This window comes from Lentzea sp. NPDC060358 (assembly GCF_042725365.1).
GTDB lineage: Bacteria > Actinomycetota > Actinomycetes > Mycobacteriales > Pseudonocardiaceae > Lentzea.
Genome location: NZ_JBHXCW010000299.1, coordinates 1 through 8,342 on the forward strand (window position 1 = coordinate 1; position 8,342 = coordinate 8,342).

Sequence of the window (8,342 nt, forward strand, 5' to 3'; positions counted from 1 at the left end):
GCACCCGGCCACCGGTCGCACCCGGCCACCGGGCTCCGGCCGCACCCGGCCACCACCGCGCCGACCAGGTGCGCCTAGCGCAGCGCGGCCTCGATGGCCGCCACGACGGCGGGGTCCTCCGGCTCGGTCCGCGTCCGGAAGCGCGCGGGCACCTGCCCGTCGCGCGACACCAGGAACTTCTCGAAGTTCCAGGTCACGTCGCCCGCGTTGCCGTCGGCGTCCTCGTGCGCGGTCAGCTCCCGGTAGACGGCGTGCCGGTCGGGTCCGTTGACGTCGATCTTCTCGTACAGCGGGAACGACACCCCGTACGTGGCCGAGCAGAACTCGGCGATCTCCTCGGCCGTGCCCGGCTCCTGGCCCATGAACTGGTTGCACGGGAAGCCCGCGACGGTGAAGCCCTGCGCGCCGTACTTCTCCTGCAGCCGCTCCAGACCGGCGTACTGCGGGGTGGAGCCGCAGCGCGAGGCGACGTTCACCACGAGGGCCACCTTGCCGCGCAGCGCGCCCAGGTCGCCCGGCTCGCCCGCCAGCGTGCTGACCGGGATGTCGTAGATCTCCATGGCGCCCAACGTACGTCACCTGCCGCGGATGACGGCCAGCGCGTGCTCGCGCGCCGGGGCGCTCAGCGTGGCGTTGAGCTCCTCGAACAGCGCCTCCGCCGTCACGCCGTTCCAGCCGGGCGGCAGCAGGGCGAGCGGCAGGCCGGGGTCGCTGTAGGGCAGGCGCCGCCACTGGGTGAGCATCGGCACGTAGGTCTGGAAGGCGTGCGCGGGCGTGGCCGGGGCGGCCGAGAGCACGGGCCGGTGGCGGCGCAGGAAGTCCGCGTACAGGTCGGCCAGCTCGTCGAGGTCCCACCACGCGCGCACCTTCGAGCGCAGGTCGCCGAACCCGAAGTGCTGCCCGGTGAACAGGTCGACGTATTCCGCGAGCCCGCGGCGCTCCAGCGTGCGCCGGGTCTCGCCCGCGAGGTTGCCCGGCGCGACCCACACGCCCGGCGCGGTGGTGCCGAACCCGAGCTGGGTGAGGCCGGTGCGCAACGCGTGGCGCTTGTCCCGTTCGGACTCCGGCACCGAGAACACGACGACCAGCCAGCCGTCCTCCGCGGTCGCCCGGCGGCGTTCGAAGATCCGCGTGTCCCCCTCGGCGAGGGTCTCCAGCGTGGCTTCGGCGAGGGCGTACCCGGCGGCGCCGTCGCGGCGGTCGGCCACGACCACGCCCCGGCGTTTGAGCCGCGAGATCGACGACCGGACGGCCTGGCCCTCCACGCCGAGCTCCGCCATCAGCTGCACGACCGAGGCCACGGACAACCAGTTGTCCTCGCCCCGCGCGTAGAGGCCGAAGAGCGTGATGATGAGCGGGCCGAGCCGGTCGCGTCCGGGCTGGGACGTCTCCGCCGGGGAGACCTCCGCGTCGGCGTTCACCGCGAGGTTCAGCGCTCTCTCCTTCCCCGGCCGAGATCCGTGAGGGTGACAGTGTTGCGCAGCTCGCCGAGGCCGCTGACACGAGTCACCACCACGTCGCCGTCGCGGAGGAAGACCTGCGGCTCACGGGCGTTGCCGACGCCGCTGGGCGTGCCGGTGAGGACCACGTCGCCCGCCCGGAGGGTCATGCCCTCGCTCAGCTCGGCGATGATCCGCGCGAACGAGAACGCCATCTGCGCGCTCGACGCGTCCTGCAGCAGCACGCCGTTGACCTCGCACTGCACCCGCATGTCCGCCAGGTCGACCGAGTCGGTCGTGGTGATCCACGGACCGAGGGGCATCGTCTGGTCGATGCTCTTGCCCTTGAGCCACTGCCCGCCGTGCGCGCGTTGCAGGTCGCGTTGCGAGACGTCGTTGGCGACGAGGAACCCGAACACGTGGTCCAGGGCCTTCTCCTCGGGGATCGACCGGCCGTCGCGGCCGATGACCATCGCGATCTCGGCTTCGTAGTCCCACTTCTGGGACAACGCCGGGTCGTACGCGATGTCGTCGAACGGGCCGATGACCGTGTCCGGGCCCTTGGTGAAGAACGTCGGCCGCTCCGGCAACGCCGCGGGCTCCTGGCCGCCGCGCTTGCCCTGCAGCTCCTCGAAGTGGTCGAGGTAGTTCCAGCCGGTGCACAGCACGTCGCGGCGGAACCGGTGCAGCGGCGACTCGAGCCGCACCGCGGACAACGGCAGCACCTCGCCGGTCTCGCGGGTCTCGCCGCCGCGCACCACGTCGTCGGCCGTGGTGGCGAGCAGCGCGATCGACTGCCCGGCGGCGTCCACGACACCGGCGCGGCGCACTCCGTCCACGGTCACAGAAGCGAGCTTCACTATCGCGTCTCCATTTCGCTGATCATGAAAACGCTATTTCTGAATCGGTGCGACCAGCCGGTCGTCCGGGATCACGGCCACGCCGAGGATCTCGACGAGGGCCTCCGGCTGCCACAGGGCGGTGCAGCCGATGCCCGCCATCGCCGGGTAGACGGGGCCGGCGAGCTCGCGCCACACCTCGCCGATCTCCTTGCCGTGCGCCTGGTAGTCCGGGATGTCGGTGAGGTAGATCGTGATGCTGACCAGGTCCTCCGGTATGCCGCCGGCCTCGCGCAGGGTGGCCAGCACGTTGCCGAACGCCTGGCGGAACTGCTCGACGATGCCGCCGGGGACGATCTTCATGTCGGCGTCGAGGGCGGTCTGGCCGCCGAGGTGCAGCGTGTTGCCGGCCAGGGTGCCGTGGGAGTAGCCGCGCGGGGCGGGAAGGCTGGCGGGGTTCACCGCAAGGGGCCTCATGAGTATTGACATTATCTGACGGCGGTGAAGAATGCGATATATGGAGCCCGACCTCAGCAAGTACCGGCTCGAAGGCGACAACTCGGTGTACCGGCTGCCCAGCGGGATCGTGGCCCCGGTCGTGACGCGCGGCGGCGCCGAGAACCCGGACACCGCGGACTCCGGCGGCGCGATCCGGATCTCCGGCGTGAGCATCCAGCACACCCCGGCGACCCGGCTGTGGTTCGGCAAGGTCACCAACGAGCCGGGCTACCGCTCGGTGACCCACCACCACGGCGAGGCCGAAACCGGCGGGTACGTGCTGTCCGGCCGGGCGCGGATCTACTTCGGCGCGGAGTTCGCGGACTACGTCGACATGGAGGAGGGCGACTGGGTGTTCGTGCCGCCGTTCATGCCGCACATCGAGTGCAACCTCGACCGCAACCGCCCGCTCACGTGGATGACCACGCGCACCCCGGAGAACATCGTCGTGAACCTCGACGACGTCCCCGACTCCGACCTGCGCGACTGGCTGACCCGATGACGGCCGGGACGGTCACCTCCGAGGTCTTCACCGCGGCGATCACCCTCACCCCGGTGGCGCCGCTGCACTTCGACCTGGCCTTCACCGCCGTCACGCAGCCGTGCCCGTGGCCCAAGGCGTACGGGGGAGACCTGGTCGCCGCCGCGGCGGCCGCCGCCATGCGCTCGGTGACCGACGGCAAGGCGCTGCACTCGATGCACAGCTACTTCCTGCGCCCGGCCGACATCGGCGCCGAGGTGCGCTACGAGGTGGAGGTCCTGCGCGACGGCCGCGGCTACAGCACCCGGCAGGTCCGCGGCTACCAGCACGGCAAGCCGCTCTACGTCTGCCTCGCGAACTTCGCCGCCGGCGAACCGGGTGGCCGCTTCCGGGCGGCCGTCGACCGGGTGCCCGGCCCCGAGGGCTTGCCGAGCACCGCGGACCACCTCGCCGGGCGCACCGGCGGCACGATGACCGACGAGTCGAAGGCGTACTGGTCCGGTGGCCGCGGCTTCGACATGCGGCACGTGCCCGGCGGCGTCTACCTCGACGTCGAGGGCGAGCGGGTGCCGCACCAGGCGGTGTGGGTCAAGCCGTTCGACCCGCTGCGCCCCGTCGCCGGGCTGACCGGCGCGCAACGGGACCTCGCCGCGCTGGCCTACGTCTGCGACTACACGATCCTCGAACCCGTCCTGCGCGTGCTCGGCCTGCCGTGGGCGCGGCCGGGACTGGTGACCGCGAGCCTGGACCACGCCATGTGGTTCCACCGCGGGGGACCGGTCGGCGACTGGCTGCTCTACGCGCAGGACGCGGTCGCCGCCGAGTCCGGCCGCGGACTCGGGTACGGCCGCTTCTTCACCCGCGATGGTCTCCACCTCGCCACCGTTGCCCAGGAGGGCATGATCCGCGCTTCCTGACCCGCCGCCCGCGGAAGGACTCACCCGCATGGACACCTTCGCCCGCGACCACCTCCCACCCGCCGCGCTGTGGCCGGCGATCGAGTTCACGACGCCGGACCTGGTCTACCCGGACCGCCTCAACGCGGGCACCGAGCTGATCGACGTCCCGGCGGCGGCGTTCGGCGCGGACCGCCCGGCGCTGCGGACGCCGGCGGGCGAGGTGTGGTCCTACGGCGAGCTGCGCACCCGCTCGAACCAGGTCGCCCGGGTGCTCGTGGAGGACCTCGGACTCGGTGCGGGACAACGGGTCCTGCTGCGCTCGCCCAACACCCCGTGGACGGTGGCGGCGTGGCTCGGCGTGCTGAAGGCGGGCGGTGTCGTGGTGACCACGATGGCCGCGCTGCGGGCCCGTGAGCTCGCTCCCGTCCTCGAACGGACCCGGCCGTCGTTCGCGCTGGCCGACCCCCGGTTCGCCGCGGACGTCCGCGCGTTCCCGGCGCTGACCGTGGTGGACCACGACGACCTGGCGGTCCGCGCGTCGCTCAAGCCGGGGGAGTTCACCGCCGCCGACACCGCCGCGGACGACGTGGCGCTGCTCGCGCCCACGTCCGGCAGCACCGGGTCGCCGAAGATCACCGCGCACTTCCACCGCGACGTCCTGTCGATCGACAACACCTTCGGCCGGCACGTGCTGAAGCTGACCCCGGACGACCTCGTCGCCTGCACGGCGCCGTTCGCGTTCACCTTCGGGCTGGGCATGCTCGTCGTGTTCCCGTTGCGCGCGGGCGCTTGCGCGTTCCTGACCGAGTCGGCGACACCGGCGCAGCTCGCGGACCTCGTGGCGGAGCACGGGGTGACGGCGCTCGCGACCGCGCCCACGGCGTACAAGGCGATCCTGCGCGACGGCGCGGAGGAGAAGCTGCGCGGGCTGCGCGTCGCGGTGTCGGCGGGGGAGCACATCCCGCGCGAGACCTGGGAACGGCTGCGCGACCGGCTCGGCCTGCGGGTGATCGACGGCATCGGCGCCACCGAGCTGCTGCACATCTTCATCTCCGCCGCGGGCGACGACATCCGGCCCGGCGCCACCGGCAGACCGGTGCCGGGCTACCGCGCCGCCATCCTCGACGCCGACGGCCTGGAGCTCGGTCCCGGCGAGCCGGGCCGGCTCGGCGTGATCGGCCCGGTCGGCTGCCGCTACCTCGACGACGAGCGGCAGAAGGACTACGTGGTGGGCGGCTGGAACGTCACCGGCGACGTCTTCCACCGCGACGAGGACGGCTACTTCCACTACCACGCCCGCAGCGACCACATGATCGTCTCGTCCGGCTACAACATCGGCGGGCCGGAGGTCGAGGAGGCCGTGGACACCCACCCCGACGTGCTGGAGTCCGCCGTCGTCGCCAAGCCCGACGACGAACGCGGCTCGGTCGTGTGCGCGTTCGTCGTGCTGCGCGAGGGCGTGACCGGCGACGCCGCGAAGGCGCGCGAGATCCAGGACCACGTCAAGCAGACCATCGCGCCGTACAAGTACCCGCGCGAGGTCCGGTTCCTGGAGGCGTTGCCGCGCAACGCGAGCGGGAAGCTGCAGCGGTTCGCGCTGCGGGACCTCTTCCGGGACGGCGCGGCCGGAGGCGGCGCGGCCGGGGGCGGGGTGCCCGCGTGAAGGTCGCGATCGCCGGCGGCGGGCCCGGTGGCCTCTACCTGGCCGCGTTGCTCAAGCAGCTCGACCCCTCCCACGACGTCACCGTCTGGGAACGCGAGGCCCCGGACGTCACGTTCGGCTTCGGCGTCGTGTTCTCCGACGAGACCCTCGGCGGCATCGAGAACGCCGACCCGGAGTTCGCGGACGCGCTGTCGCGCCGGTTCGCGCGGTGGACGGACATCGACATCCACCACCGCGGCGAGACGCACACCGTGGGCGGGCAGGGGTTCGCCGCACTGAGCCGCAAGGAGCTGCTCGGCCTGTTGCAGCGGCGCTGCCACGACCTCGGCGTCGTCGTGCACTTCTCGACGCCCGCGCCCGACGCCGGCGCGCTGCGGTCGTCGCACGACCTCGTGGTCGGCGCGGACGGCGTGAACTCGCTGGTGCGGCAGTCGTTCCCGGACGTCTTCCGCCCGGTGCTCGACCGCAGGCGCAACAGGTACATGTGGCTCGGCACCGACCTCGTCTTCGAGGCGTTCCAGTTCTTCGTCAAGGACACCGAGTGGGGCACCGTGCAGGTGCACGGCTACCCCTACTCCGGCAGCGGGTCCACGTTCATCGTCGAGATGCACGAGGACGTCTGGCGGCGCGCCGGGTTCGACACCGGCGAGGAGTTCCCGCCCGGCGTGTCCGACGAGGCCGCCGTCGACCGCGTCCGCGCGCTGTTCGCGGACGAGCTGGCCGGGCACCGGGTGTTCGCCAACAACTCGAAGTGGCTCGCCTTCACCACCGTGCGCAACGAGCGCTGGCACCACGGCAACCTGGTGCTCGTCGGCGATGCCGCGCACACCGCGCACTTCTCGATCGGCTCCGGCACCAAGCTCGCGATGGAGGACTCGCTCGCCCTCGCCGCGTGCCTGCACGAGCACCGCGACGTCGAGGCCGCCCTGACCGCCTACGAGGCCGAACGCCGGCCCGTCGTCGAGTCGACGCAACGCGCCGCGCAGGCGTCGCTGGAGTGGTTCGAGAACATCGGCATGTACGCGGAGCAGGAGCCGACCCGGTTCTGCTTCAACCTGCTGACCCGTTCGCGCCGGATCACCTACGACAACCTGCGCACCCGCGACGAGGAGTTCGCCGACCGCGTCGACGCCGCCTTCGCCGCCTCGCAGGGGCTGCCGGCCACGGCCCCGGCGATGTTCCAGCCCTTCCGGCTGGGCGAGCTGGAGCTGAAGAACCGGGTGGTCGTGTCGCCGATGGACATGTACTCGGCCGTCGACGGCGTGCCGGGCGACTTCCACCTGGTGCACCTGGGTTCCAAGGCGATGGGCGGCGCCGGGCTGGTGATGACGGAGATGGTGTGCGTGTCACCGCAAGGCCGCATCACGCCGGGGTGCACCGGCCTGTGGACCGACGAGCAACGCGACTCGTGGGAGCGCATCGTCTCGTTCGTGCACTCGCGCAGCACCGCCCGGATCGGCCTGCAGCTGGGGCATTCCGGCCGCAAGGGGTCGACGCGGCTGATGTGGGAGGGGATGGACGAACCGCTGCCGTCCGGCGGCTGGGACGTCGTCGGCCCGTCCGCCCTGCCGTACGGGCCGGGGTCGCCGGTGCCCGCCGAGCTCGACCGCCCGGCGATGGACCGGATCACGGCCGAGTTCGTCGCGGCGGCCCGGCGTGGTGCCGCGTCCGGCTTCGACCTGCTCGAACTGCACTGCGCGCACGGCTACCTGCTGTCGTCGTTCCTGTCGCCGATCTCGAACCGGCGGGACGACGAGTACGGCGGCTCCGTGGAGAACCGGCTGCGCTTCCCGCTGGAGGTGTTCGACGCCGTGCGCGCCGTGTGGCCGGCCGGGCGACCGATGATCGTGCGCATCTCCGCCACGGACTGGGCGCCCGACGGCAACACCGAACACGACGCCGTGGCGATCGCCCGCGCCTTCGTCGCCCACGGCGCGGACGCGATCGACGTGTCCACCGGCCAGGTCACGGCCTCCGAGCGCCCGGCGTACGGGCGGTCGTACCAGACCCCGTACGCGGACCGGATCCGTCACGAGGTCCCCGGTGCCGCTGTCATCGCCGTCGGCGCGATCGCGTCGTACGACGACGTGAACTCGATCCTGCTGGCCGGGCGCGCCGACCTGTGCGCGCTGGGGCGCACGCACCTCTACGACCCGCACTGGACCCTGCACGCCGCTGCCGAACAGGGGGTCGAGGACGTGGAGTGGCCTGTGCAGTACCGGGCCGGCAGTCGTAAGCCGCCCTCGGCTCGGACCGATGCTGTGCGGCCGCGGTTGTCGTTGCTGCGGGCCGGGGAGGTGGATCGGAACGTGCACGTTCGGTGGAAGCCCTAGTTCGGGTGGTCGCGGTGGTCGCGGTGGTTGTGCTGGTCGCCTTGGTTGGGTTCGTTCCTGTTTCCTGCTCGGGGCTCCGCCCCGGACCCCGCCAGCTGATCAAAGACCGGCCAGCGCCGTCTGCGGGTTGATGGCACGCCTGTTTCGTTGGGCGGCTTGCTGTTGCGTGGGTGGTGCGGTTCGGGTGGGG

The 8,342-nt window shown here is 72.2% G+C and carries 8 protein-coding genes; 4 read left to right on the forward strand and 4 right to left on the reverse strand.

Annotated elements, in window-relative coordinates:
• Positions 1-74 precede the first annotated feature (74 nt).
• From ACFWGZ_RS36875 to ACFWGZ_RS36890, 4 genes are read right to left on the reverse strand one after another with little or no spacing between them, the layout of a single operon-like run.
• A complete protein-coding gene (locus ACFWGZ_RS36875; RefSeq protein ID WP_382456225.1) occupies positions 75-560 on the reverse strand; it encodes a glutathione peroxidase in 486 nt (161 codons plus the stop codon).
• A gap of 15 nt (positions 561-575) precedes the next feature.
• On the reverse strand, positions 576-1,421 hold the full coding sequence (locus ACFWGZ_RS36880) for a PaaX family transcriptional regulator C-terminal domain-containing protein (RefSeq protein WP_382456226.1): 846 nt from the start codon (positions 1,419-1,421) through the stop codon (positions 576-578).
• A gap of 8 nt (positions 1,422-1,429) precedes the next feature.
• Positions 1,430-2,299: a fumarylacetoacetate hydrolase family protein gene (locus ACFWGZ_RS36885; RefSeq protein WP_382456227.1), complete on the reverse strand. Its 870-nt coding sequence runs from the start codon at positions 2,297-2,299 to the stop codon at positions 1,430-1,432.
• A 33-nt stretch (positions 2,300-2,332) separates the two neighbouring features.
• Positions 2,333-2,755 (reverse strand): RidA family protein, encoded by a 423-nt coding sequence (locus ACFWGZ_RS36890; protein ID WP_382456228.1) that lies wholly within the window; start codon positions 2,753-2,755, stop codon positions 2,333-2,335.
• A gap of 40 nt (positions 2,756-2,795) precedes the next feature.
• Between ACFWGZ_RS36890 and ACFWGZ_RS36895 the strand changes: the two genes are divergently transcribed.
• The 4 genes from ACFWGZ_RS36895 to ACFWGZ_RS36910 are packed head-to-tail and all read left to right on the forward strand — an operon-like array spanning position 2,796 to position 8,152.
• Positions 2,796-3,278, forward strand: coding sequence for a cupin domain-containing protein (locus tag ACFWGZ_RS36895; protein ID WP_382456229.1), 483 nt, complete (start codon positions 2,796-2,798; stop codon positions 3,276-3,278).
• Positions 3,275-4,174: an acyl-CoA thioesterase gene (locus tag ACFWGZ_RS36900; protein WP_382456230.1), complete on the forward strand. Its 900-nt coding sequence runs from the start codon at positions 3,275-3,277 to the stop codon at positions 4,172-4,174. Before ACFWGZ_RS36895 ends, ACFWGZ_RS36900 begins: the two co-directional genes overlap by 4 nt.
• Before the next feature lie 28 nt (positions 4,175-4,202).
• Complete coding sequence (locus ACFWGZ_RS36905) at positions 4,203-5,819, forward strand: AMP-binding protein (protein ID WP_382456231.1); 1,617 nt, start codon at positions 4,203-4,205, stop codon at positions 5,817-5,819.
• On the forward strand, positions 5,816-8,152 hold the full coding sequence (locus tag ACFWGZ_RS36910) for a bifunctional salicylyl-CoA 5-hydroxylase/oxidoreductase (protein WP_382456232.1): 2,337 nt from the start codon (positions 5,816-5,818) through the stop codon (positions 8,150-8,152). The genes ACFWGZ_RS36905 and ACFWGZ_RS36910 overlap by 4 nt, the downstream gene beginning before the upstream one ends.
• Positions 8,153-8,342 lie beyond the last annotated feature (190 nt).